The 26864-nt window shown below is 32.4% G+C and carries 17 protein-coding genes and 2 pseudogenes; 12 read left to right on the plus strand and 7 right to left on the minus strand.

Annotated elements, in window-relative coordinates; all coding sequences use genetic code 11:
- Window positions 1-55: 55 nt before the first annotated feature.
- The 8 genes and pseudogenes from lipB (at window position 56) to JBKA6_RS04355 (ending at window position 10055) form a co-directional block, all read left to right on the plus strand.
- A complete protein-coding gene (gene lipB, locus JBKA6_RS04315) occupies window positions 56-769 on the plus strand; it encodes a lipoyl(octanoyl) transferase LipB (RefSeq protein ID WP_096686206.1) in 714 nt (237 codons plus the stop codon).
- Window positions 770-1025: 256 nt separating this feature from the next.
- Window positions 1026-3362: pseudogene (locus JBKA6_RS04320) on the plus strand (acyl-CoA dehydrogenase).
- A 20-nt stretch (window positions 3363-3382) separates the two neighbouring features.
- Window positions 3383-5833 carry a 3-hydroxyacyl-CoA dehydrogenase/enoyl-CoA hydratase family protein gene (locus JBKA6_RS04330; protein WP_096686212.1) on the plus strand — a complete coding sequence of 817 codons (2451 nt, stop codon included), beginning with the start codon at window positions 3383-3385 and terminating at the stop codon, window positions 5831-5833.
- Between the two features lie 43 nt (window positions 5834-5876).
- Complete coding sequence (yidD, locus tag JBKA6_RS04335; protein WP_096686214.1) at window positions 5877-6119, plus strand: membrane protein insertion efficiency factor YidD; 243 nt, start codon at window positions 5877-5879, stop codon at window positions 6117-6119.
- 6 nt (window positions 6120-6125) lie between these two features.
- Entirely contained in the window at window positions 6126-6947 is an 822-nt protein-coding gene (lgt, locus tag JBKA6_RS04340) for a prolipoprotein diacylglyceryl transferase (RefSeq protein ID WP_096686216.1), read from the plus strand.
- The gene (locus JBKA6_RS04345) at window positions 6944-7447 is read left to right on the plus strand and encodes a DUF192 domain-containing protein (protein ID WP_096686218.1); all 504 of its coding nucleotides are present in this window, start codon (window positions 6944-6946) and stop codon (window positions 7445-7447) included. Before lgt ends, JBKA6_RS04345 begins: the two co-directional genes overlap by 4 nt.
- A gap of 34 nt (window positions 7448-7481) precedes the next feature.
- Entirely contained in the window at window positions 7482-8537 is a 1056-nt protein-coding gene (thiL, locus tag JBKA6_RS04350) for a thiamine-phosphate kinase (RefSeq protein WP_096686220.1), read from the plus strand.
- A gap of 114 nt (window positions 8538-8651) precedes the next feature.
- On the plus strand, window positions 8652-10055 hold the full coding sequence (locus JBKA6_RS04355) for a nicotinate-nucleotide adenylyltransferase (RefSeq protein ID WP_096686222.1): 1404 nt from the start codon (window positions 8652-8654) through the stop codon (window positions 10053-10055).
- 76 nt (window positions 10056-10131) lie between these two features.
- On the opposite strand, the gene JBKA6_RS04360 is transcribed toward JBKA6_RS04355, so the two are convergent.
- Entirely contained in the window at window positions 10132-10683 is a 552-nt protein-coding gene (locus tag JBKA6_RS04360; RefSeq protein WP_096686224.1) for an FKBP-type peptidyl-prolyl cis-trans isomerase, read from the minus strand.
- A 549-nt stretch (window positions 10684-11232) separates the two neighbouring features.
- Here JBKA6_RS04360 and JBKA6_RS04365 point away from each other — a divergent pair.
- Complete coding sequence (locus JBKA6_RS04365; RefSeq protein ID WP_096686226.1) at window positions 11233-12300, plus strand: hypothetical protein; 1068 nt, start codon at window positions 11233-11235, stop codon at window positions 12298-12300.
- 575 nt (window positions 12301-12875) lie between these two features.
- On the opposite strand, the pseudogene JBKA6_RS04370 reads toward JBKA6_RS04365, so the two are convergent.
- Window positions 12876-14077, minus strand: a pseudogene (locus JBKA6_RS04370) (IS256 family transposase).
- 217 nt (window positions 14078-14294) lie between these two features.
- Window positions 14295-18596 (minus strand): hypothetical protein, encoded by a 4302-nt coding sequence (locus JBKA6_RS04375; RefSeq protein ID WP_096686228.1) that lies wholly within the window; start codon window positions 18594-18596, stop codon window positions 14295-14297.
- A gap of 202 nt (window positions 18597-18798) precedes the next feature.
- Between JBKA6_RS04375 and fbaA the strand changes: the two genes are divergently transcribed.
- Window positions 18799-19857 (plus strand): class II fructose-bisphosphate aldolase, encoded by a 1059-nt coding sequence (fbaA, locus tag JBKA6_RS04380; protein ID WP_096686230.1) that lies wholly within the window; start codon window positions 18799-18801, stop codon window positions 19855-19857.
- Between the two features lie 153 nt (window positions 19858-20010).
- Window positions 20011-22041, plus strand: a complete 2031-nt coding sequence (locus JBKA6_RS04385) for a putative porin (protein WP_157776943.1) — start codon at window positions 20011-20013, stop codon at window positions 22039-22041.
- Here the strand turns inward: JBKA6_RS04385 and JBKA6_RS08010 are convergent.
- From JBKA6_RS08010 to menB, 3 genes are all read right to left on the minus strand, one after another.
- Entirely contained in the window at window positions 22030-22629 is a 600-nt protein-coding gene (locus JBKA6_RS08010) for a M48 family metallopeptidase (protein WP_317044151.1), read from the minus strand. The genes JBKA6_RS04385 and JBKA6_RS08010 overlap by 12 nt on opposite strands.
- A 22-nt stretch (window positions 22630-22651) precedes the next feature.
- Window positions 22652-23281, minus strand: a complete 630-nt coding sequence (locus JBKA6_RS08015) for a M48 family metalloprotease (protein ID WP_317044152.1) — start codon at window positions 23279-23281, stop codon at window positions 22652-22654.
- A gap of 65 nt (window positions 23282-23346) precedes the next feature.
- Window positions 23347-24162, minus strand: a complete 816-nt coding sequence (gene menB, locus JBKA6_RS04395) for a 1,4-dihydroxy-2-naphthoyl-CoA synthase (protein WP_096686234.1) — start codon at window positions 24160-24162, stop codon at window positions 23347-23349.
- A 313-nt stretch (window positions 24163-24475) separates the two neighbouring features.
- Here menB and JBKA6_RS07535 point away from each other — a divergent pair, with 313 nt between their 5' ends.
- Window positions 24476-24613, plus strand: coding sequence for a hypothetical protein (locus JBKA6_RS07535; protein WP_157776944.1), 138 nt, complete (start codon window positions 24476-24478; stop codon window positions 24611-24613).
- A gap of 201 nt (window positions 24614-24814) precedes the next feature.
- Here the strand turns inward: JBKA6_RS07535 and dnaG are convergent, their stop codons facing one another.
- Entirely contained in the window at window positions 24815-26782 is a 1968-nt protein-coding gene (gene dnaG, locus JBKA6_RS04400; RefSeq protein ID WP_096686236.1) for a DNA primase, read from the minus strand.
- Between the last annotated feature and the right edge of the window lie 82 nt (window positions 26783-26864).

A 26864-nucleotide genomic window follows, 5' to 3' on the forward strand; every position in this document is an offset into this window, starting at 1 on the left:
TTTAATACATGTTTTTATTCAGATTTTTTTAGTTGAAAAAGCATAAGACGATATTGTGAATAATAGAAAAGTTATACTAGAAGACTTAGGTTATTTAGAATACCAAAAAGCCCTTGAGATTCAAAAAAATATTTTCGATGAAATATTAAATCAAAAATTATCAAATAGAAAACTGCCTGAAGACAAACAGATAATAACACAAAATCACTTGCTCTTTGTGGAGCATCCCCATGTATACACCATAGGTAAAACTGGTAATATGGATAATCTCCTTTTAAGAGAAAACCTTTTAGAGAGAGAGGGGATCACTCTATACAAGACAGATAGAGGAGGAGATATTACCTATCACGGACCTGGTCAAATAGTTGGATATCCCATACTGAACTTAGATTATTTCTTTACAGATTTACACAAGTATTTGAGATTTTTAGAAGAAGTAATAATAAAAGCTATATCACATTACGGATTATCAGGCCATCGTTCCAAAGATGGAACAGGAGTTTGGTTAGATGTAGATAAGCCATCTACAAGAAAAATATGTGCTATAGGAATACGCTCATCTCGATGGACAGTCATGCATGGCTTTGCATTAAATGCCAATACGGATTTAGATTTTTTCAGGCATATCTTTCCTTGTGGGATAAGAGATAGACAAGTGACTTCTTTAGAAAAAGAATTAGGGTATAAAGTAGATACAGAAGAGCTCAAAAAAAACATAATTTCAAATGCTTTCGCTGAGGTTTTTAAAGCAGAAATAATCCGAAAATAGAGCCTGATTTTAGGAAGTTATACTTTTTTGTATAAATTAGCGCCACGGTATTCAGGTCCCTCTCCAATTTTTTTTCACATCTAGGGGCGGAAAAGAATAAAAAATACATCTGTAATTATTAATTTTTAAAATTTTATTTCAAATTATGATCCCCACACTAATAATTTTTCTATTGATTCTTCAGTGTTTGTTTTGCACTATTTTATTTAGAGTCAGCCTAAAAGTCTTCACTTTTCTATGTCTAATACCTATACTGATGTATTATGGGATAGTATCAGATAATTTTACACATTTGTCGTTTAGTGATATTCCTTTTTCTCTGCTTGTTTTATCAGTATTGTGGTCGATGTTATTGTTGATTAATATACCGATTGTCAGAAGATTCATATTCAGCGACAGAGTGTACAATATGTCAAAGAAGACAATGCCTAAAATATCTGTGACAGAACAGGAGGCTTTAGAAGCTGGGACTACTTGGTTTGACAAAGAACTTTTCTCTGGAAATCCAGACTGGAAAAAATTATACGATTACAAAGAAGTAGATCTAACTAAAGAAGAGTTAGCATTTTTAGATGGTCCTACAGAACAAGTGTGTAATATGATAGACGAGTGGGATGTTTTCTTAAAAGGAGACATGTCTTCAGATGCGTGGAAATTCATAAAGGAAAAGGGTTTTTTGGGAATGCTAATAAGCAAAGACTACGGAGGATTGGGATTTTCTCCTAAAGCTCAATCGGCAGTTATAGGAAAGTTGTTTTCATCTCATAGTTCTACTTTGGCCATAACGGTAATGGTGCCTAATTCTTTAGGGCCAGGAGAATTATTACTCCACTATGGAACTGAAAGACAAAAAAATAAATATTTACCTAAATTGGCCAGTGGAGAGTTGATACCTTGTTTTGCTTTGACAGGAGTTTATTCAGGATCTGACGCTGCTAATATGCGAGATATTGGTGTAGTGTGTGAGAGAGAGATAGATGGTAAGAAGCAATTGGGAATAGAGCTGAATTTCGAAAAGCGATATATAACTCTAGCTCCTATAAGCGACTTGATAGGATTAGCTTTTAAGATGACAGATCCCGATGGATTATTGGGAGATAAACAAGATTTAGGGATTACTCTGGCGCTTGTGGAAAGTTCAACAAAGGGAATAGAAATAGGTAGTAGGCATTACCCTGGGAATCAGGCTTTTTACAATGGTCCTGTAAGAGGCACAAATGTGTTTATAGGCATAGATCAAATAATAGGAGAAAAAGAATACATAGGAAAAGGATGGAAGATGCTCATGGATTGTTTATCGACTGGACGTTCTATATCTCTACCTGCCGTATCTGCGTTTGGAATTAAGTCGTTATTTAAATCTACAGTAGCTTATAGCTCTATTAGATATCAGTTTAATATGCCTATAGGGCAAATGGAAGGAGTGCAAGAAGGATTGACAGATATGGCTCTGATGAATTATCAATTTGAGGCGGCACGTTCGGTAACTGCCGATATAGTCAGTAGGGGAGAAAAGCCCTCTGTAATATCAGCTATTCTCAAGTATCAAGGAACTGAAAAATTGAGAGAGACTCTTAATCACGCTATGGATATTCACGGCGGTAAGGGAATTTCTAATGGTCCCAATAATTATCTTTTCTCTGCTTATAACTCTTCACCTATATGTATTACTGTTGAAGGAGCTAATATACTGACTCGTACTTTGATTGTCTTTGGACAAGGATCTATACGTTGTCATCCTTATCTCTTGAAAGAAATCCAATCTATAGGGATGGAAGATTCAAAAAAGGGAAAAGTAATTTTTGACAAAGCTATATCCAAACACGTAGGATTCTTAATATGTAATGTATTATCTGTAATGTGGCATAATCTCACTAGGGGGGTGTTCATAGGAGCTAAGGGAGCCCCATCGAAGGTGAAAAAATACAGTAAGAAATTAACTTTAGCATCTCTTAATTTCTCAGTAGTAGCAGATCTATGCTGTATACTGTTGGGAGGAAAATTAAAGGCAAAGCAGAGAATATCTTGACGTATGGCTGATGTGTTATCAGATTTGTACATTTTGAGTTGTGTGTTGAAAAAACACAATGATAATAAGGCTCCCTCTTCGGACAAATTACTCTTGAAATTGAGCATGGAGGAAGGATTAGATAGAATACGTGAAAATCTATCTTTAGTAGTTAATAATTTGCCTATGGTGAGTACTTTCAGAGATATTTTCTCATTACCTAAAAATATAAAAAAGGATAAAGATTATTCAAAATTATCTCATAAACTGTTGAGTGATAGAAAATTTGTAGACAGGCATACCAAAGGGATTTTCATCTATAAAAATGATCTCGCTATGGGGGCTTTATATCAAGCTTATGATTTATTAGAAAAGATGGAAACTACATATAAGAAGATAATGAAATTAGCAAGAAAGAAAGAGCTATCACAATCATATGGTGATGTAATGCTAAAAGAAGCTGTAGAGAAATCTATACTCACACAAAAAGAGGCGGATGAATACAAAGACTTTGAAAATAAATTACACAAGGTTATTAGTGTTGATGAATTCGCAAACGAAGAGTTGTTTCGAAAAACTGTTTAAATAATTTTTATCAAAGAATAATGAGTTTATACAATAAAGACATAAATAAGGTTGCGGTAATTGGTTCTGGTGTCATGGGAGGACAGATTGCAGCTCATTTCGCTAATTCAGGTATTAAAACGGTGCTTTTGGATATTCAATCTAAAGGAGGAAAGAATAAATTAGTGGAGGACTCTGTAAAAAAAATGTTAAAAGCTAAGCCCGCTCCTTTTGCTCATCCATCTTTTAAAGACCGATTGATATTAGGAAATTTAGAAGATGATTTGAATCTGTTATGCGATTGCGACTTGGTAATTGAAGCTGTGGTAGAAAACTTAGAGATAAAACAAAATCTGTATAAAAACGTACAGAAATTTTTATCTAAAGATGCTATTTTAGCCAGTAATACCTCTAGTATTAGCATTGAAAAGTTAACTGCTGCATTAGATGATGATATAAAAAAGAGATTCTGTAATATTCATTTTTTCAATCCACCTAGATATATGTATTTAGTCGAGTTGATAAAGGGAAAGGATACAAGAGAAGATGTTTTAGAAAAGTTAGAAGGGTTTATAACTCAAAGACTAGGTAAAGGGGTAGTATATGCCAAAGACACCACTGGTTTTATAGGTAATAGAATAGGTATAATGGCTCTAGCTCTGGTGGATCATTACCGAAGAAAATACAATTTCAGTATAGAGTTGGTCGATGAGCTTACAGGGTCTTTAATAGGTAGACCCAAAACAGCCACATATAGACTAGCTGATTTGGTTGGAATAGATATTTTTTCTAATGTTTTAAACATCTTTAAAAGTAATTTGAGTGGAGATCCTTGGTCCGAAATTTTTGAAAGCCCTAAGTGGATGAATCAGCTAATAGAGAATAAATCTCTAGGAAATAAAACTGGTCAAGGCATTTATAAGAAAAAAGGCAAAGATATTTTCGTATACGATGAAGATAAAGATGAGTATAGGCCTAAAATAAAAGAGAAATTAGTAAGTAAGGATATCAAAAAGATTTTAGGCAGAGGTTTTTCCGAGCGTATAGAACAAATCAGAAATAGTGATTCTAAGGAATTACAGTTCGTATGGGATATACTGAGGGACCTTTATCACTACTGCGCTTGTAGATTAGGGGAGATATCTTTTTGTGCCAGAGATATAGACTTCACCTTGAGATGGGGATTTGGATGGAAAGAAGGTCCATTTGAAAGCTGGCAAAAAGGCGATTTTGCCAAAGTAGTAAAGATGATAGACGAAGATATTAAACAAGGGAAATCTTTTACTGATGAGCCATTGCCGCAGTGGGTGTTCGAGATAGATGAGGTTCACAATGAAAGAGGTAGTTATAGTGTAGATAAAAAGGATTATTTGAGCAGGTCTTCTCATCTAGTTTACAAGCGTCAGACTTTACCTTTAGTCTTTGGAGAGAAAAGAAAAACTAAAACGGTAGTTTTAGACACTGAAAGCCTATGTGCATTCGATACAGGAGATGGGGTAATAGCCGTTAGTTTCAAAACAAAGATGAATACTTTGAGTTATCAGCTAATACAAGATTTATTCGAGTTGTTAGAGTTGGTGGAAGAGAAATATAAGGCTTTAATTTTTTGGCAAGAAAATCCTCCATTTTGTGCAGGGGCAAATATTTTCGAGATATTAATGGCTACAAAGCTGGGTATGATTTATAAAAAAGCAGGATTCTTGGCTAAGACTAAAAAGCTAGCTATGGAGACTTTTATGAAGAATATGCCTAAGATAGATGATAATCTGCCTCCTATAATAGAGGTAATAGATCAGTTACAGAGGCTTTTTATGAAAATAAGATATAGCTCATTTCCTACTATTTCGGCTACTCAAGGTTTAGTCTTAGGAGGTGGTTGTGAGTTGATGCTACATTGTAATTCATCTGTTGTAGCCCTTGAGAGTTATATAGGTTTAGTAGAGGTAGGAGTGGGGTTATTGCCTGCTGGAGGAGGAACTAAAGAAATGATATTAAGAGCTAGTCAACAAGCCGTGAATGAAAAAGATCTGTTTGATAGATCAGCAAAATTTTTCGAACAAATAGCAATGGGTAAAGTAGCTACTAGTGCCTACGAAGCTAGAGAAATGGGATATGTAAGACCTAGTGATAAAATAGTTATGAATGCCAATGAATTGCTCCATGTAGCTAGGGCAGAGGCTATGGCACTGTATGAATCTGACTTTCACGTTCCAGATGCGGGAAGGATAAAAACCATAAATAAAAGTGGAAGAGCTACTATAATGTCACAGGTGGTAAATATGAAAGAAGGGGAGTTTATATCCCAACACGATTATTTAATAGCTGATTACATATCTAGGATTTTTTCAGCAGATGATGTACAAGGCAGCTTTATAACAGAAAAATATCTGTTATCACTAGAAAATAAATACTTTTGCAAGCTGTTGGAAACTGGTAAAAGCCAGGATCGTATAGAGAATATGTTGAGGTTTGGTAAGCCTTTGAGGAATTAATCGCAATGCAAGTTTAAATATTGCGACGTTGTTATCTATTTTTATGAGAAAGTTAATATTATCGTCAATAGTCTTTATTATTAGACTCTATCAGATATTTATTTCTCCTTTTAAAATGCAGTGTTGCAAATTTGTGCCTAGTTGTTCTAAATATTCAATCTGTGCCTTTCAAAGCCACGGGTTGTTTAAAGGATTATATCTATCTCTAAATAGAATTATACGTTGCAATCCGTTGAATAAGAAAAATGGATATGACCCTGTGCCTATCAAAAAAACAATATCATAATATAATATGAATCTACTTTTTATAGATTGGGATCCGCCAATAGGAATTCCTATTGGCGATTTTCAAATACGTTTTTATAGCTTGATGTTCGGTTTGGCTTTTTGGTCTGGATACATGAAAATGAGAAGCAGCTTCAAATATGAAAATGTATCTACAGATAGAGGTGCAGATACTCTGTTGATGTATATGGTTATATCAACTCTTGTAGGAGCTAGGTTGGGACATGTCATATTTTACGGATGGGATTATTACAAAGACCATCTATTAGAAATATTTCTGCCATTTGAATTTTCTCCTTTTAGATTTACAGGATTTCAAGGTTTAGCTAGTCACGGGGCTACAGTAGGGATATTATTAGCTCTCTATATCTACAGTAAGCGAATTTCCAAAAGACCTTTTCTATGGATAATAGATAGGATGACTATAGCGGCATCTATTGGAGGGATGTTTGTTAGGATCGGCAATTTGATGAATTCCGAAATAATAGGTAAAACCACAGATGTACCTTGGGCATTTGTATTTAAAAGAATAGGAGAGGAGCCTAGGCATCCAACTCAACTGTATGAGGCTGCGGCTTATTTTATAATATTCTTAATACTGAATCACTTGTATTATAAAAGAGATAAAGGTAAGTCTGAAGGATTTTTAACAGGTGTTTTCTTTATTCTGTTATTTACATTTAGATTTTTCATAGAGTTTTTAAAAGAAAATCAGGAGTCATTTGAAAATGATATGGTCTTTAATATGGGGCAGTATTTGAGTTTACCTTTTATAGCGGTAGGCGTAATATTGATTTTAAAAAACAGAAAAAGCAAGTCTATAGTATGAGCAAAAAGAGTATACTGATAGTTTTATGTCTAATTATATCAGTGATAATTGGTACACAGCTGTACAAAGCTCTTAGCCATGAGAAGGTGTCGAAATATAAAAAGGCGGAAGTCCCTTTTAAAAAGGAAGGTGAGCTGAGTATTTTCGTCCAAGACAGAGAGATAAAATTAGATATAGAAATTGCAAATACAGATATAGAGCGAGCTCAGGGACTCATGTATAGGAGTGAAATGTTAGAAAATAGAGGCATGTTATTTATCTTTGAGGTAGATCAGGTGCATTCTTTTTGGATGAAAAACACCAGAATACCCTTGGATATATTATATATAAACAAGGATAAAGAGGTTATAAACATAGTTGAGAATGCAAGGCCTAAAAACACAAAGAATATTCCATCTTCAGATGGCCCTTGTCTCTATGTATTGGAAATAAATGGAGGTTTGTCTAGTAAGTGGAACATAAAAAAGGGAACCAAAATAGATTGGATAGAGAAAGAATAAGCCCAAATAGATTGGATAGAGAAAGAATAAGCCCATGTTTGAGTCTACAGATAAAAAGAGCACACCTCTTAGCAGCTTAGGAGAGTTTGGATTAATAGAGCATATAAGTAAGAAAGTAATCATAAGAAACCCTTCTACTGTAAAGGGTATAGGCGATGATGCTGCCATTTTAGACTTCGAAGATAAATACACTGTCATATCTTCCGATATGTTAGTAGAAGGCATACACTTTGATTTGTCGTATATGCCCCTAAAGCATTTAGGGTATAAGTCTGTAATAGTTAATATTTCGGATATCTATGCTATGAATGCTACTCCTACTCAGATAATAGTTTCCATGTCTTTGTCTAATAGATTTAGTCTAGAGTCAGTAGAAGAAATTTTTGAAGGAATAAATCTAGCTTGCGAAGTATACCGTGTAGATTTAGTAGGTGGAGATACCACATCTTCTACATCGGGGTTGACATTGAGCATAACTTCTGTAGGGAAGGTAGATAAAGCAGATGTAGTTGAGAGAAGTGGGGCTAAACCTAATGATCTAATAGTAGTTTCAGGAAATTTAGGAGCAGCTTATCTAGGGTTGCAAATATTAGAAAGAGAAAAAATTATTTTTCAAGAGAACCCAAGTATACAGCCCGAATTAGAGGGATATGAATACATAATAGAAAGACAATTAAAACCCGAAGCTAAAAGAGATATTTTTAAACTTTTAAAAGAGTTAAATATAAAACCTACATCTATGATAGATATTTCAGATGGTCTCTCTTCCGAAATAATTCATTTGTGTAGACAATCTAATGTGGGCTGTCATCTATTTGAAAATAAAATACCTATAGATACCGCTGTATCATTTACATGTGAAGAATTGAATATGAATAGCACTACTGTAGCTCTAAATGGGGGTGAAGATTACGAATTGCTATTTACTGTTCCCATGGAATGCTATGATAAGATTAAAGTATGTGATGAATTATCTATCATAGGGCATATTACAGAAGAGAAGGAAATGAAGCTTTTAACACTTTCTGATTCCATTGTAGATTTAACTGCCCAAGGGTGGAATGCTCTTTTAAAAAGAGAGAATAAATAGTAAATATTTAGTATAATAATTCGGTTGTGAAAAATATCAATCTAGTTTGGTTTTAGGTTTATTGTATATTACAACTAGAGCGGTTTTTATATTTCACTGAAAAATTCTAATATTATGGAAAGAGTCTTGACCTCAAAACAAAAATCCTTAGAAATAAACCTAAACGATAAGATATATGGGACCTTTGCTGAGATAGGTGCTGGTCAGGAGACTGTGAGAAATTTCTTTAGAGCGGGTGGTGCATCGGGAACTATAGCCAAAGCTATGTCTGCTTATGATAAGCAGTTTAGTGACACCATATACGGACGAGAAAAGGATAATAGATATGTCACAGAATCTCGTCTAAAGAATATGTTGAAATATGAAGTTGGTTTAATAGAAGAGAGATTAAGTAGAACAATTCATCCAGATAAATGTTTTTTCGCATATGCGAATACTGTGGCGACTATTGACTTTAGCACTAGGTTTAAAGGTCATGGCTGGGTCGGAATCCAGTTTCAATTAGATCCATCTGAAGGCTATAATGAAGTTGTATTACACATACGTTTCAAAGAGATGGACGCTAAATTTCAACAAGAGACACTAGGTGTTTTAGGTGTAAATCTGATTTATGGCTGTTTTTATATCAATGATCCTGTAAAAATGTTACTCTCTCTATACGATAATATGGAGGGTGAACGCATGGAGATAGATATGATCAATTTCTCTGGATGCAGATTCGAGAATGTAGACAATCGTTTGATGAGTTTGCAGCTGTTGAAAAACAAAATGACTGATGCTGTAATATTTGGTCCCGATGGAAATAACATATTGCCTGCACAATTGTTGTATAAAAAAAACATTCTCACAATGAGAGGGAGTTTTAGACCTGTTACAAAGGTGAATATGGATATGTTAGAAACTTCTTATAAAGCTTTTTGTGAAGCTAGAGAAGTCGATAGAGATAACGTTCAGATACTCTTTGAAATAACCCTGTCTAACTTAACTTCAAGTGATAAAAATATAGATGAAAGAGATTTTTTAGACAGAGCTAATATTCTCTGTTCTTTGGGTTATACAGTGTTGATTTCCGATTTTTCGGAATACTATAAATTGGTAGACTATTTCTCTACAATCACTAAAGCTAGATTAGGGCTGATAATGGGAATAAATAATCTATTGCACATATTTAACGATGTGTATTATAAAGAGTTAAGTGGAGGAATACTAGAAGCTTTTGGAAAATTATTTGCCAGAGATTTAAAAATATATCTCTATCCATTACAAAGGGAAGATGGGGTTACCATAAATAGTACAAATTTAAGGGTCCATCCTAGGTTAAAAGAGCTGTATAAGCACTTCAAGTTTACCAAACATATCACAGATATAAAAAATGCCAATAAAGACATCTCTCATATAAATTCTTCCAAAATATTGAGTATGATTTCAAATAACGAAAAAGGATGGGAAGATATGGTGCCGAAAAAAGTACACGATATTATAACAAAATTGAAACTTTTTGGATATAAAAATGGTTAATATCATTCAATTATACGACACTATTGCTTAAAGTGTGTGAACTCATGACCCCCTATCCTCTTAAAAAAACAAATAATTATTTCTTTTTTTTCTCTACATAATCTAATTCTAGATCATATATCAAAACTCCATTTTTACCTCTGAATTGTTGATTAATACTTGTAGCTGGGATAAATAATATACCCTTTCCAACATTATTATATACAGTTCTACCTTGTTTTGACTCTTTTATTCCTCCCTTGAAGAAAGACATGGCATCATTGAGCCCTTCTATATTATCTCGAGATCCCAATATTATTTTTTTCTTATAGCCACTATCTCTTGTGTCACTTACAAAAGATAGATCAGGTCTTATAACCTTGTAAGTCATTAAAATAGTATCTCCATCACTTGGATTAGAGCCTGCTCCTACGTTCTCCACTAAGTAATACACTCCTGTTTCTAAGAGTTTAGCTCCTTTTATAAAAGGTACCGCATTCGTGTCGCTGTTAGTTATCTTTTTTATGTTTCCGTCTATACGAGTGTGTTGTTTTAAAAAATTAACTATTACCTCCTTATCGTAAGCTTCTTGTTCTTCCAAACTCCATTGAGATTCTTTTTTGTCACAAGAAAAAATTAGAACCGCCATTAAACATGATAATATATGCCTGTTAAGTCTCATATTCTTTTCTTTTATATTGGGAAAACAAAAGTATAATAAGATTATAAAACAACCAATTATCCTTTTTTTTTAAGACTTATTTACGGGGCTCATTTTAAATTTATCGGGTTTAAGAAGTTGTTAATGTAGTTATTGGAATCCTTTTATACTTATGAGGCGATTTAATGGAATTTTAACACTTTTTGCACAAAAACATTCTATTTGTCACAAATATGAGCCTCTTAAATTTCAGTTAATTCAAGGCTTTTAATTGTTTTAAGTAAGCAAATTATTAATCGAACTCAGGTATATAGGAAATTGTTTTTGCCAGTCATCGGTCAGGGCTTTTCCAAATTAAGTTCTTCCATTGCCGCGTAGTGCGTTCTGTCGTGAAATATTTTCTTCACATCCATCAAATATTTTTTTCCTTTTTAAAAAAAAAGTTTTAAAAAATTAACATTAATTTCGCCGCCTACTCATATAGTAAATGAGTAGTTTATTAATTGTTGAATTTTAAACCTAAAAAAAATCAAAAAAATGTTTAAAAACCTTTTTTCACTACTAACACTTGGTCTGGTAGTTTTCTCATGTAGTAAACCAAATGATACAGCTGAAAAAGCTTTAGAAATCTCTTCTGTGAAGTTTGAGAAGAGAAAAAATCTAAATGGAGATAATGTTTCTGAATTTTACGAAAAGTTATTTATTACAAAAACTCCCGCTAGAGCTAAAGGAAAAAATGTTGCTGCAGGTGCTACTAACGGATATGCAAATGAGTTTGTAATCGCAGCTACAGATATAGAAGGAGACAGTATCATAAACGTAAATCTTCCGTATAACTCACAGTTTACAAACTTAACAACTAATGCTACAGTTAAGGCTACTATTACTTTTAAATCTGCTGTTGAAGGCATTACCTTAGGTGGGACTGCTATTACAGGTAAGACTGCGGAGATCCCTTTTGAAATACCTGCAACAGAACTTACTAAAGAGAAATTAGAAGTTGGCTCTTTCAGAAAAGACTTCGAATTCTCTAAAGCTGGAGGTGCTTCCGCAGTAAAAAAATATACTGTAGTTTTTAAATTCTCTAATAATAAATTTGACAAATGTACTATAGAACAAGGTGAGTTTGGATTTATAGTTGCTGAGACTGGTGCTAATGCTAAGGCTAATTTTAATTCGCATACTTCTGATCCTGCGGCTGGGACTAAGGTATTTGCGCATTATTCTACTGGTAATAATAGTGGTAAGGATGGCTTAACTGCTGCTAATGCTATTGAGTTTGAGCTTAGAAAAGGTAAAGCTAGCACTGCATATCCTACTGGTGGTGAGCTAACAACTAGTGGGGCTTTAGATACAGCTTACTTCAAAGCAGATGCTTTAATACTACCTGATGGGGCGTTTATTGAACTCGGGACTACTGATAAAGATGATGTAGACCCAATTACTGGAATTAAAAAAACTGGTGGGACTGTTACGGCTGGTCAGACAGACCTCAAGGGAGCTTCTGGTCAATCAAGTGTTAGTTATACATTCCGAGTTGTAGCTCAAGATGGTATTACTAAAAAACACTATAAGTTAACAATTAACGCTAATGCGCCTAGTTAGTAGTTAGGAAGATTAATTAATTTAGCTAACAGTTTTAAGCCGTCTCATTAATGAAATGGGGCGGTTTTTTAATTTTTGGTATTTAGCGCTACATTTTAGTTTCCTTTTTAACCTGGATTATTCATAGTCGTATGAATTTTTCGGATAGAATCTATTGCTTTATCCAGTATTTATAAGTAGTCATTGATGAACTCAGAGTTATAAATGGTATATTTTTATTCCTCATTTTTGGGGAATATCTAAAATGGTTATTTTTGGTTGAAACCCTTTAAAAATAACACTTTATGTTCAAATTGAAATATAACCATGAATAATCTGGGTTAAGACACTATCGCTTAAAACCTGAGTTCGATTAATAATTTGTTTAATTAAAGTAGCCGAAAGGCTTGAATTAACTGGGATTAAAGAGACTCGTATTTGTGATAAATCGAGTGTTTTTTGCACGAAATTGTTAAATTTCTATTAAATAGTCTCATAAACACACAAAAGAGACAAAAACTAAAGGGGTATTTTCTTAAATCGACACTATCGCGTAAAGTGTGTAACTAAAAAATGACATATTTTTTTGTTTTTATTCATAGTCGAACTCTTTGGTCAAAAATAGTTAAAAATTGATTCAAAATTATTCCCCAATTTGGTATGGGTTTGGACCATTTTTTTGTAGCCTCCCTCAGAGCTAAAAAAGTAGATTTCATAACAGCATCATCTGTTGGGAATGACAATTTGTTTTTGGTATACTTTCTGATTTTTCCATTGAGGTTTTCAATCAAGTTGGTCGTGTAAATAATTTTCCTGATTTCTAAAGGGAATTTATAAAATGCAGATAATTCATCCTGGTTATCTCACTAGCTTTTAACAGCATAGGAATACTTAGATTCCCATGTTTTTGCAAAGTCATTTAGGGCTGGCCTAAGCTGATTGTTTAGTAGGGGAATTATATATTGATTTCATATCATTAGAAAATGCCTTTTTGTCCTTCCATACTACATATCTGCTGGAATTTCTGATTTGGTGACACTACACATATTTGTGTCGTGGATTCAGGAAATACATTTTTTATAGTTTGGGTAAAGCCATTTAAATTATCCGTAGCTGTGATAAGTATATCCTCAACTCCTCTAGCCTTTAAATCTGTTAATACGTTCATCCAAAAGGCAGAGGATTCATTCTTCCCTAACCATAAGCCTAATACTTCTTTTTTTCCATCTCTACCAAGGCCAATAGCGATGTACATACTCTTGTTGATCACTTTGGAATTCTCCCTAACCTTGTAATACTATAGCATCCATCCAAATTATCAAATGTACAGGCTCTAGAGGTCTATTTTGCTAGGCTATGATATCATTTATCACTCTATCTGTGATACGGGATATGGTAGATGTGGTAAATATCAAAATTGTATAACTCTTGTATTTGATCCTCTATGTCTGAATTACTCATCCCCTTGAAATAAAAACTGATAATTATATTTTCTAATCCATCTGCTATATTCTTGCGTTTAGGGATTAACATAGGATTAAAAGAAGAGTCTCTATCTCTTGGAACTTTAAATTTTGCTCTCTCCTAATGATATCCTAACATTCTTTGTAGAATAGCCATTGCGAAAATTTGTATTCTTTGATTGCTCATATTTAGAATAATCCAAATGTGAATCTAATTCCCCTTCTAGAATCTTTTCAATATCTCGTCTCTGAATATCTTTTAGAAATGATAGCAGATCTTCTCCTGTTTTGAATTGCTTTAAGAATTCATCTTTTAATAAATCTTCTTTCTTCATTTGTATAAAGTTTTAATTGTTTTTTTTAAAATATCTAGATTTTTTTATCCTAAATATAAACTTTTCACACCTTACAGGATAGTGTCAAATCTTTTAATGATCTGTATAAAATAACTTACAGCCTCTTTTTTATTTTTCTGATTTTATTCTTTTGAGGAGATTTTATATGTGCTTTAAACACTTTATTGTGATCAGCTAGTTACAGATTAGGTCTTTTTTAATCCTCAATGCTAGAGAAACTGTCTCTAAAACTGTTCATCCTCAACTGGTTGCCCCTGCTGTAGATGAGGTATCCAGATTTGTTTTTTTGTTCTCTATCTGATTCCTTTAAATTATCGAAAATACTCATTATACTACTATCTGTAGAATAAAACTCTAATACACTATCTGAATATGTAAAATACACTTCTTCTTTGGAAGACAGTTTCATATATATTTCAATTTCCCAATAATCAATTTTTCTTTTTAGTTTGACATATCCTGGTATAACTTTATTCACAAATTTGCCATCTAACTGACTTATACTAATCTGTTTTTTTGAGGGGAAAAATTCACTTCGTTCTTTATTGTACTTTAATTTTAAATTATTTAGGAAGAGTATATGTTGGAAATTTTCAGGCACTGTTCTATCTAACTCTTCTTGTTCTATATCTTTTTCATATTCAGAAATCTCTTCGATAGAAAGCAAATTATTTAATGCTAACTTATATGGAAGATTATCTTCTTTTGATATATCTATGCTTTCTGCAACAGTGAATTTCTCGTATAATTTTTCTAGTATTTTTTTATTAAAGAAAAAATTTAATCCTAAAGCTAAATCTAAATTGAAGGCTTTATCTTTATAAAATCCCGTTCCAAAAGAGTTAATAGTTAAGCCTTCATTAGAATTGTAAAAAAGTACTTTCCCGCTACTTGTAATACTACAATTATCATTGAAATAATATGTTTCTGCTAATAATTTATCCTCTTTATACTTGCGTATTTCATAAGCACTTTTTTTATAGTTATACGAAAGATTACCAGATACTAATATCAAAGAATCTTTTTTAAAAATCTCTTTACGAGATAATAATGTAGATTTTACACTTTTTTCATGTAAATAAAAACCACTTATCCGCTCATTTTTTGGTACTATTTCTATACTATCCTTGTTTATAAAGGTCCTGTCTATGCTGATTGGTAAAACTTTATTTTTTTCACACTCATTAAAAATATCTATAGAACCATTTATTTCAATATTTTTTTCATTACCCATTATGCTAATCTCTCCACTAAAACTAAAATACGGACTTAATTGTAAGGGTTTATCTTTAGTAATCATAGTCTTAGCGATGGTCATAGAGTCAAGTCCGATTATATTATCAAAAATCAATGGATAGGCTATACTATCTCTATCTATATAATTATAGGTTCCGTTTCCTGTATACTTTTTCCCAGACCATATTTTGATATTAGCGTCAACTATTTCATGCATATCATTTATATTGAGGCTAGCCTTTTTGAATTCCTCCATGTATCCTTTACTGTCTATGGTTACAATTTCCTCATTGGGATATACATGTGAATCTATTATTTTTATACTCTTAGTTCCACTTGTTTTTAGAGTTTTAAAATCAAAAGTTGAGGATTCTCCTTTAAATAGTATAGAATCGTTTTCAACAGGCCTGTATATGAAATCTGAAGGTGAATTATCATCGTTATGAAAATAAAGATTTGACATTTCTGTATCCCATATAGCTTGATCAAAATGGAATTGTATCCTATCACTAAATAACCCAATGATGCTATCTTTTGGTATTTTTAGATATCCTTTTTTTTCTGATATAGAAACATCTATATCGTAATCTTTAAATTTCAGTAATAATAAATCATCGTCTTGTCTGTCATAGAATGACAGAGTGCTTTTGTAAGCATAGAACTTATCTTTTTTGAGGAGTATACTATCTGAAGATAATTTTAAGTTTTTATAATTATATTTTCCATTTGCCACTAATCTTTGGGGTTTAAATATCATATTCCCTTGTCCTACTAACTCTCCAGAGAATATGCTAAATTCTTTTAAAGATTTTATAAATACACTATCAGATCTCATCATCCACTTTAGATCTACACTTTCAGACTTTACACTTGCCATATCTTCTGTAGATGAAATATTTAGTTTAGAATCATTTAAAAATAAAGTGTCAGGAAAAAATAACATATCTCTAGATGCATTTTTTATATTGTAAAAAGAAGATTCCCCATTACCTGTTAAACCTCTGGAATCCATAGATATATTTCCTTTAAAGTTTCCTTTACCTCCATATATGGGATATCCTTCTTTTGGAGTTTTATGATCTTCAAATCCTATAACTAAATCTTTTAGAGGTTTTATCTTTTTGCGAAAATGGGGAAACACATCTTTAGAATAAAAGGTTCCAGAAAGATTTATATCACTAGATGATCTGATTGTCAAACTATCTAATGTGAAGGGATCTATCTCCACATAGAAATGTTCTCTATTGTAGATTCCTCCGTGAATATCTTTATTATCATAATAGATACGAGCTCCTGTTATACTATCTAATATCGGATATTTAGCGAGATTTTTTCTGCCCGATTTATTTGATTTATCATCTAATAGTACAGCTCCACTTAAATTTTCCAATTTGCTCTTAGATAATACTGTTTGATCGTCTTGGTTAGATTTAAGATCTAGATTACATTTTGTAGCATTCAGAAATATTTTAAACTCTTCATAATTAAAATTAAAAAGCTTCCCCTCTAGAATAAAATTTCCCACGTTTACATTTCCATCGAATAACATATTCATATCCTTACCAATGGTAATACTATCGGTGTTGTATAAAAAAGTTTTTTTTTCTGTATTTATATCTATAGAGGATACTCCTTTTACATACAAACTATTCATATTTAAGCTGTCTACGCGTAAATCAAGCATTGCAGAGGATAAGTGATCTTCTTCAGTGTGAAAAACTATCTTATCTGGATTTGAGTCGGGATTTTGAGAATTGTTTAATAGCTCTTTAAATTTATCTGTAAAAGTTACACTCTCTTCTAAGTGATTAAAGACACTATATCCCAATATGTACATTTCTTTTAAAATATTTAACATATATGCTTTAGTTATCTCAAAGTATCTACTTAGATAATCTAATTCAAACTTATCTGTTTTCTTTTCTGAAATTAATTCTCCTATCTTTTTAAGGATGTTATCACTGCCTTCTACTCCTTTAAATTTAGACATGAGAGATTTAGAAAAAAATCTATTTGACATATATTTGGCAGTCTTTGATTTATCTAATAAAAAATATATTTTTTCACTTCCTGTTTTCCAACTTACAGATGACAAATACATGTCTACTTTATGTTTGGTATTTATCGATATTATCTTTGTTTCTTTATCTTCATGTTGTTTAGCATAAAGGGTCCCTTTATCTAAATCATATATAAACATAACTTTATCGTAATTTATCGAGTCGTTATTCCCTATGTGAATAGACAGTGATGCCTCTGGAGAATAACAAGAGTTTTCCTTGAAAAAGAACGAAGATGATTTAACCTTAAAAAGGTATGAGTCATTTCTTTTTATATTTAAAAGGGCTTTTCTCTCTTCATGGTTAATGCCCATCTTACTATTGGGAGTTATCTTGTAAACTCCTTCAAAATCTACATTATTGTATATGTTTTTATAAGAGTCATAGTTAGAATAAGTGACTATAGGATAGTTATTATCCTTTTTTGACATCCTTAGTTTAAGTTCTAAATCTGCGAATATATCCTTGTTTTTTTCGAGTTGTGATAATCGTACACTGTCTATTTTTAGATAACTGCTAGATGTAGAGATATCTTGTTTTTTAGTTGCAAAAGCAATTATAGTATCATTGGCATTGTCAAAAACTACATTAATCTTACCTTTTGACATATTAATCTTTCCCTCAATAGGATCAAAAATTCCATCAAAATCATCTATTCTGAATGAATCAACTTTGTTTTTACACAATAGTTTTGCCTCTTTTAAATGAATTTTTATGAGTTGTTTGTCTCCTACTAAATCCATTTCCCCATCTATATTCCAACTAAACAAATTGGATGTGTTTAATTTACTATCAAAGAAGACATTTATAAAAATGGACATATATTTTTTAATAGTACTAATGTCCTTTTCTAAAAGAGTGTCTTTAAAGAACTCCAATTTTTTTTGAGTGGATACTCCATCTTTATCTAAGAATACAGATAAAACAACAGAAGCATCTATATATACCTCTTTAGAATAACGTCTTTTTTTTAAAATATTATATATATCTACTAGTATTTTTAGCTCTTGCTCGGATAATTTATCTAAGTGATTTACTATTGAAAGACTATTTGCTGTATTGTTATTTTTTCTAGCAGATTGTAATTGCAGTGTTATTTGATTTTTAAAAGTATCTAGTTCATAACTAAAAACATCCTTAGACTGACTGTATGAGCTCGTAGCTATTGCACAGGCTATACATACAAATACATTTTTTAACATAAAATATTTTTGAATACTTGGTTGATCTTTTAGGGCATAAAATTATAGATAAATTTGTGAAAATTAGAGGTCTGATATTCTTTGTAAATGATGTTTTGATGAATACCAAGCCATTATACTCAGTCTATTTTTTTAGGGGGTAAAACACTATCTTCGCGCCAATTATGAATATCACTTGTGTTAATTTTAAAACCATATAAAAATGAATAATCTTAAACCAGGAATTGCTACGGGAAGAGAAATGCAAAGTATTTTTATAGATGCGAAAAAAAAAAAATTAGCCTTGCCTGCTGTAAACGTAACGGGCAGCAATACGATCAATGCTGTATTGGAAACGGCCTTGGAGGTAAAATCACCTGTCATAATTCAATTTTCTAATGGAGGCGCTCATTTTAATGCTGGCAAATCTCTCTCTAATGCAGACCAAAGGGCAGCTATATCTGGTAGTATTGCTGGTTCAAGGCACATAGATATTCTAGCTAAACAATATGGAGTAACCGTTGTACTACACACTGATCATTGTTCAAAAGGTAATCTGCCTTGGATAGATGGGCTTTTAGATGCTAGCGAAATAAATTATAAAAACACAGGAAAATCGCTTTATACTTCTCATATGATAGATCTATCGGAAGAACCTATAGAAGAGAACATAAGAATATGTAAAGAATATTTAAAGAGAATGTCTAAAATTGATATTGCTTTAGAGGTTGAGTTAGGCATTACAGGAGGTGAAGAAGACGGTGTGGACAATACCGATGTAGATAATTCCAGATTATATACACAACCTGAAGAAGTGGCTTATGCCTACTCGGAATTAAAAAGTATAAGTGATAATTTTACTATTGCAGCTGCATTTGGGAATGTTCACGGCGTGTACAAGCCAGGAAATGTGGTTTTGACTCCTAAGATTCTGAGAGACTCCCAAGATTACATAGAGAAAAAATACAATACCGAAAAAAATCCAGTCAACTTTGTATTCCACGGGGGATCTGGTTCTAGTCAAGAAGAGATAAGAGAGGCTATCTCTTATGGAGTAATCAAGATGAATGTAGATACCGATTTGCAGTACGCCTTTTTAGAAGGAGTACGTGATTATATTCTAGATAAAAAAGACTACTTGAAGTCTCAAATAGGCAATCCAGAATCTGAAGAACAACCCAATAAAAAATATTACGATCCTAGAGTTTGGCTTAGAAAAGGGGAAGAGAGTTTTAAAGCTAGATTAAAAAAATCTTTTATAGATCTCAACGTACAATTATAGAGTTTATCTCATAGGATGTTGCTGTTTTTAAGTTTGAAATAAAAAAATATTGTTAAGATATTGTTTTAACATTTATATCATTGAAGGGGTCTAATCCGGTTTTTATCTATTGTGAAAAAGTTATTTCTCATATTTTTTATTTTAAAATCAATTTTGTCTTTTAGCCAAGAACAACTTAGACTTATAGATCAGAATACTAAAAAATCCAAAGAAAAAATAGTTCGAGATACCATTGGAGAAATGAGATATTTCACCGTGAAACTCGACACTGTTGTAATTGATACTACCATAACTATAAAAAAACATTACAAACACAACCTCATACGTAGAGACTTATTCAATTATTCTAGTTTTTCTAATGTAGGTGAACATTACAATAATCTCAGATACAATTCAGATTTTTATTCTATCCCAATTATAGGCACAAATAAAAGAATTCACTATTGGGACGTCGGAGATGTTAGATACTATGATGTAAAACTGCCTTTTACAGAAATATTTTATTTAGAAGGAATAGAAGAAGGCCAATCAGCCTCTGGAACCCTATCTGGAAGCAGTTCTAAAAAATTTAATATAGCAGTTACTTATAAGGGTAACGATTCCAAAGGGGATTATAATTTTTCCCGTTGCGAATCCACCAATTTTGTGGCATCGTCTCATTACTCTGGAGATGTTTATGGAATTAAAACACATTATGCATATCAGATTTTCTCCAACAGGGAGAATGGTGGACTTACAAAAGAAAGTCGAAAATCAGAGTTTGAGTCAGGAGAGCTAGAATACGTAGACAACAGAAGATTGCTCAAGACTAATTTTACGGATCAGAGCAAAGTAGAAACGGCCTTGTCTGGGAAGAGATTTTATTTCGAACACTATCTCGATTTTTTACAAGGAGAAGATATAGACCATAGTCTTCAGTTAAAACACATTTTCAAACGGAATAAGAATCATTATTTATACAAGGATGTAAGTAGCAAAGAGACTGGACCTATATATATGGCTGATGTTATAAATGAAACCTCTACTAACGATAGCCTAGGAATTATGAATCAGTATAATTCAGTTATTGTGGAATATAAAAAAATAAAGCACTTTTCTATATCTGTGGGATTAGCACATAATAAAACCATTTATGGAAATGATTCTATACAAACTGATTTTCTCCAGAGACAATGGGATATAGAAGATGAAATAGCTAAAGATCACAATGCAAATGATCAAAAAAAGGACGGGAAAAAAGCTGAAAAAAAAGAGGACAAAATAAATGTTATAAAAGCTCAAGAGCTTAAAAATATCTTTATAGATAAGGAACTCAATACACGAGGTACAACCTACATAAGTAATGCTTCGTTCAAAGTCCATTCGTCTATATTTAATTTGAATGTGAATGCATCATATAATTTTAAGGGATTATTCAAAGGGGCTTTTGAGATAGATACTAAAGTAGACTTTCCTTTATCTAAGTCTAGAGAAATTCAAGTTGGTTTAAATATCCACGAGCAGTATCCACAGATAAACCAAATGTTATATTTCAGTAATTACGATAGGTTTAATTGGTCAAATGATTTTGGTTTGATTTCAAATAAAAACCTCTATATAAACTGGAGCGATAAAGTATTAGGGAAATTGGGGTTCAAGCTAAATAAGATACGCAATTACGTATATTTCGACTTGTCTTCTGAGCCTAAGAAACACAGTCACCCCATAAATATATTTGAATTAGAATACGATGGAAAAATAGAGTATATGCAATTTTCTTTGGATAACAGGGCTGTATATCAAAGAGTTATTGGTTCCAATGTGATCCGAATTCCTAATTTTATCATTAGAAATTCTCTTTATTACACTGGAGAGTTATTTGATAATGCCTTGAAATTCCAAACAGGCATAACTCATAAATACTTCTCCGAATATCGATCTAATTCATTCAATACACTATTGAATGAGTTCCATTTGCAGAATGAATCAAAAATAGGTAACTATTCCGTTTTTGATATTTTTTTCAACGCCAAAGTTAGGACCATGCGTATATTTATCAGAATAGAACACATAGATTCATTCGATGAAAAGCACCTTGGTTTGAGGATAAGATTTAATAAAAAGTACAATTACTACTCTGCGCCAGGCTACCCTTATAGGGATTGGTTTATTAGATGGGGAGTAGTTTGGAATTTATTTTCTTAAAGTCTCTTTTTTTAAATTTTTTACCCTCTCCAAAAGGGTCGGATGAGAATAGTGTAAAAACACATATAGGGGATGCGGCGTTAAATTGCTCAAACTATCTCTAGAGAGTTTCTTTAGAGAACTTATCAAAGTGTTTTCTCCAAGTTTTTCTTTAGCAAAATTATCTGCTTGATATTCAAATATTCTAGATAAATAGTTTATAATAAAATTAGTTATCATCGATAGGGGAGAGTACAATATGCTAAAAATTATAATTCCAATATGAAAACTAGGTTGAGATACATTTAATAATTCTGATAGAAGAGGATTGTCTATTACCAAGGAGAATACATATAGAATTATACACGATGTTAAGCCAAATATTATCATATTGTATACTGTATGTCTATTTTTATAATGTCCTATTTCGTGTGCTAAAACAGCAACTATCTCATCAGAGTCTAATTTTTTTATTAGGGTGTCATATAGAACTATTCTCTTTCTACTTCCAAATCCGGTGAAATAGGCATTGGCTTTGGTAGATCTTTTAGATCCGTCTATCACAAAAATATTACTGATGTTAAATCCCACTTTTTTGCTAAAGGCCATTATCTTATCTTTTAGTTCTCCCTCATCTAATGGAGTCTGTCTGTTGAAAATAGGGACTGACTATAATAGAAGAGTAAAACAGATTCATAAACACGGAAAATGATATTACAACTATCCACGCGTATATCCAAAAGTCTTTCCCTGTTTCTTGATAAAACCATATTATCGCCGATAGTAATGTTGCGCTAATTATTAGTTTTAAAATCAAACTTTTTATTAAATCTAAAAAAAATAACCTTTTAGTCATTGTATTGAACCCAAATCTAGACTCTATCATAAATGTGAAATAATAAGAAAAAGGCATAGATATAATGTCGTTTGCAAACGATAATGCTCCTATAAAAATCAGAGATATAAGTAATTCATTATCTACGTAATTTCTAACTAGTTCATCTAGAAATGAAAAGCCATTTGACAGGATAAATACTACGATCAGAATAACTTTAAATAAAGAATTAAATAGAGAAAATTTATAATTGACTTTTTTATAATCTTGGGATTCTAAATACTTTTTTCTGTCATAAACATCTCTAAGAACGTCTGGTATGGGTTTGTCATAATAACTATAGTTGAAATAATTTACTATTTCATCAAAAATAAAAACATATAGTATAACAGCGATTATAAGTAAGTAATTAGGGTCCATTATCATTTTATTCTTCTTTTTATTCTTTTTTTCAGAGATTAATTATCTATTATATGAGCTGTTTAGTTTCCTTATGGAAATTTTGGATATTTTCTAAAATCTGGTTCTCTCTTTTCTAGAAAGGCATTTTTCCCTTCTTGAGATTCTTCCATTAGGTAATACATCAGAGTAGCATCTCCAGCGAATTCCATTAGCCCTACTTGTCCATCTAATTCAGCGTTTAATCCTCTTTTGATCATACGAATAGCCATTGGACTTCTCTTCAAGATAGTTTTACACCAATCTATGGTTTCATCCTCTAGTTTAGAAAATGGAACTACAGTATTTACCAATCCCATATCTAAAGCTTCCTGAGCCGTATACTGCTTGCATAAAAACCATATTTCACGTGCTTTTTTCTGCCCTATACTCCTAGCCAGATAGGACGAACCAAAACCAGCATCGAAACTACCTACTTTAGGACCAGTCTGCCCAAAACGGGCGTTATCAGAAGCGATAGTCAAATCGCATACTACGTGAAGCACATGACCTCCACCTATGGCAAATCCATTTACCATAGCTATAACAGGTTTTGGCAGAGAACGGATTTTTTTGTGTAGATCTAAGACGTTTAACCTAGGTGTTTGATCTTTTCCTATATATCCTCCCAAACCTTTTACATTCTGATCTCCTCCAGAGCAAAAAGCTTTATCTCCTTGTCCTGTGAGAATCACCACGCCTATATCTTGCCTCTCTCTACATATGTCAAAGGCGTCTAGCATCTCCATATTGGTTTCTGGACGAAAAGCATTATAAACTTCAGGTCTATTTATAGTGACCTTTGCTATGTTATTGTAAAACTCAAATTTTATATCTGTATACTCTTTAATTCTTGTCCATTCGACCATAATTTTTAACTCTATCTGTGATTCTTTAAGGTCGCGAATATAGTTACTTTGATTTTTACTTTATACCATAAAAAAAAGAAGCTGCCTCGGTTTTGAGACAGTTTCTTTTGAATTAAAGCCATTTTTAAAATCCTAAGAAGACTGTTGTTAACAAACGTCTTAGTCTCCTGATATTGGTGGTGCAGTTTATCCTGTTTGTTCTCCTGACATTGGTGTAGAAGGTGATGCTGGTACTCCTGTTCCTGCTGTTCCTGCTCCTGATTGTACTACTGGTGTTGGTGCTTGTTCTACTGTTGCTGCTTGTCCTGTCCCTGTGTTTGTGTTCTCTGTGCCTGCTGCTCCCTGTGCTTGTGTTGCTTCCTATGTTGCTGTTGTTTGTTCTACTGGCGCTGTTCCTGTTTGTGCTGGTTCTGCTGGTTGTGGCTCTGAACTATCATCAGCCTGGGCTTGAGACGGATTAGAGTTAGGGGCAGGGTCAACAGCCTTTTTGTATACAATAACCTTATATTCTTTTATAAATGGGTTCCCTTCTATTGTTTAAGTAATTGGAATAATAGATTCATAAGTATTTAATTCCAGGATTTTTTTAGAGAATTCTAATTTTAAACTCTTTATTTCTTTAGGGATTTTACTTTCAGAGTTCCCCCACATTCTAAATATTGATTATCCTTCCTAATTCTGAGTTTATTTTTTTTTGTAATACTATCAGCTTAGTAATGGAATGTATGATCTTAGATTTAAAATCCTGATCTTCTTCCTCGCTCAATCTCTTTTTTTCTTCGGCTATTATATCACTCAATCTAGCTGATTTGTATTTGAGTATCATCTCCATTACCGTAGAACTTATATTCTGCTTCCTACTTGAAAATATATTCTTTTCCTCCCACTGAGGACTAGGAGAATATTTTGTTATCAACACATTGGCAGTCACCTCTGAAATCTCTCTATCTGAGGAATTACAAAAATATTCAGAGTTTATCTCTTTGTTTTGATCTAGTAAATTACAAACCTCAACGAAGATCTTCCTGAATCTCTCATCGAAGAATTCTAATTCATCTTCATTTATTCTGTAACAGATTTCCTGAGCAACTGTAGATTTATAAGTCTTTATCTCTGTTTTTAGTTCTCCTTTGTCATCCTTAAATTCTATAATATCATCTACTAATATCTCTTCATTGCCATTGAGCAAGAGTAGCTTTATAATATTTCTTTCTATATCTTTAATAGCTCTATGCTTTATAGAACAGTCATCTCTGTCTTGAGTTTTTTCTATTAATCTAAAAGCTTCTTTTTCTTGCCTCTTTTCACTCTTTTCATTTTCCTGATATAAAAGCTGAGCCTCCTCTTTAAATAAATTATTTTCACTGATATTCATCAGTTTAGAACACTCTTTTATATAGATTTCTCTTTTAATGCTATCTGGGATTTTAGATATGCTCAAGACTATATCTTTTACCAGTTGGGATTTTTTAATTGGATTTTCTAAATCCTCCCTTGCAAGAGTATTTATCTTAAAAGTTATAAAATCAGTCGATTGGGTCTTTAAATAATTTATTACCGCATCGGTTTCTTGTTTTCTAGAATAAGAATCTGGATCTTCACCTTCTGGGAGTATCACTGCTTGAACATCTATTCCCTGTTCTAACATAATATCCATGCCTTTGAAAGAAGCTCTAATGCCAGCTTCATCTCCATCATAAACTATAGTGATATTATTTGTGAGGCGTTTTATAAGTATAATTTGCTCTTCAGACAGAGCCGTTCCCGAAGAAGAGACCACATTTTTTATTCCCCTTTGATATAGAGAAATAACGTCTGTATAACCCTCTACCAAGAGGCAATTATCTTCTTTGGAAATATGCTTTTTGGCGTGATAGAGTCCATATAATATTTTGTGTTTTTTGTAGATAAGACTATCTATGGAGTTTAAGTATTTAGCAGTATTCTTGTTGTCGGTTAAATCACGACCTCCAAAGCCCATGACTCTTCCAGACATGCTGTGAATGGGAAATATTACACGGCCCTTAAACCTATCTATTTTCATTTCCTCTTTTACTATGGTGAGTCCCGTTTTTTCGAGAAAAGAAATATTAAACCCCTTTTTTAGGGCTGTTTTTGTAAAGTAATCCCATTGATTGGGAGAGTAGCCTAGATGAAATTTTTTAATTATATCTATTGAGAATCCTCTTTTTTCTAGGTATGTTAAACCTGTATTTTCTCCCTCTGTGGTGTTGTGCAGAGAATCTTCGAAAAATGATTGAGCAAATTCTGACACGGAGAACATGCTCTCCATTTCGTCTTTTTCAATTATCTCTTTTTCTGTCCTTTGGGTTTCTTTTACTTCTATGCCGTATTTTTTGGCCAAGTATTTTATGGCCTCTGGATAGGTAAAATGTTCGTGCTCCATTAAAAAAGAGATCACATTACCTCCTTTATTAGAACTAAAACACTTAAAAATCTGTTTGCTAGGAGACACGACAAAAGAAGGTGTCTTTTCGTTGCTGAAGGGGCTCAATCCCTTGTAATTCTGGCCTGACTTTTTAAGTGTGATGAAATCACTTATTACCTCCTCTATATTCGAGACGCTAAAGACCTCATCTATGGTTTCTTGGCTTATCATAAGTGCAATCTACAAAAAGACCGAATTAATACTCGGGTATAAATCGAGCTCAACTTTTGTGTAAAGTGAATATTGTTTTAAT

It is taken from the genome of Ichthyobacterium seriolicida, assembly GCF_002369955.1.
Classification (GTDB): domain Bacteria; phylum Bacteroidota; class Bacteroidia; order Flavobacteriales; family Ichthyobacteriaceae; genus Ichthyobacterium; species Ichthyobacterium seriolicida.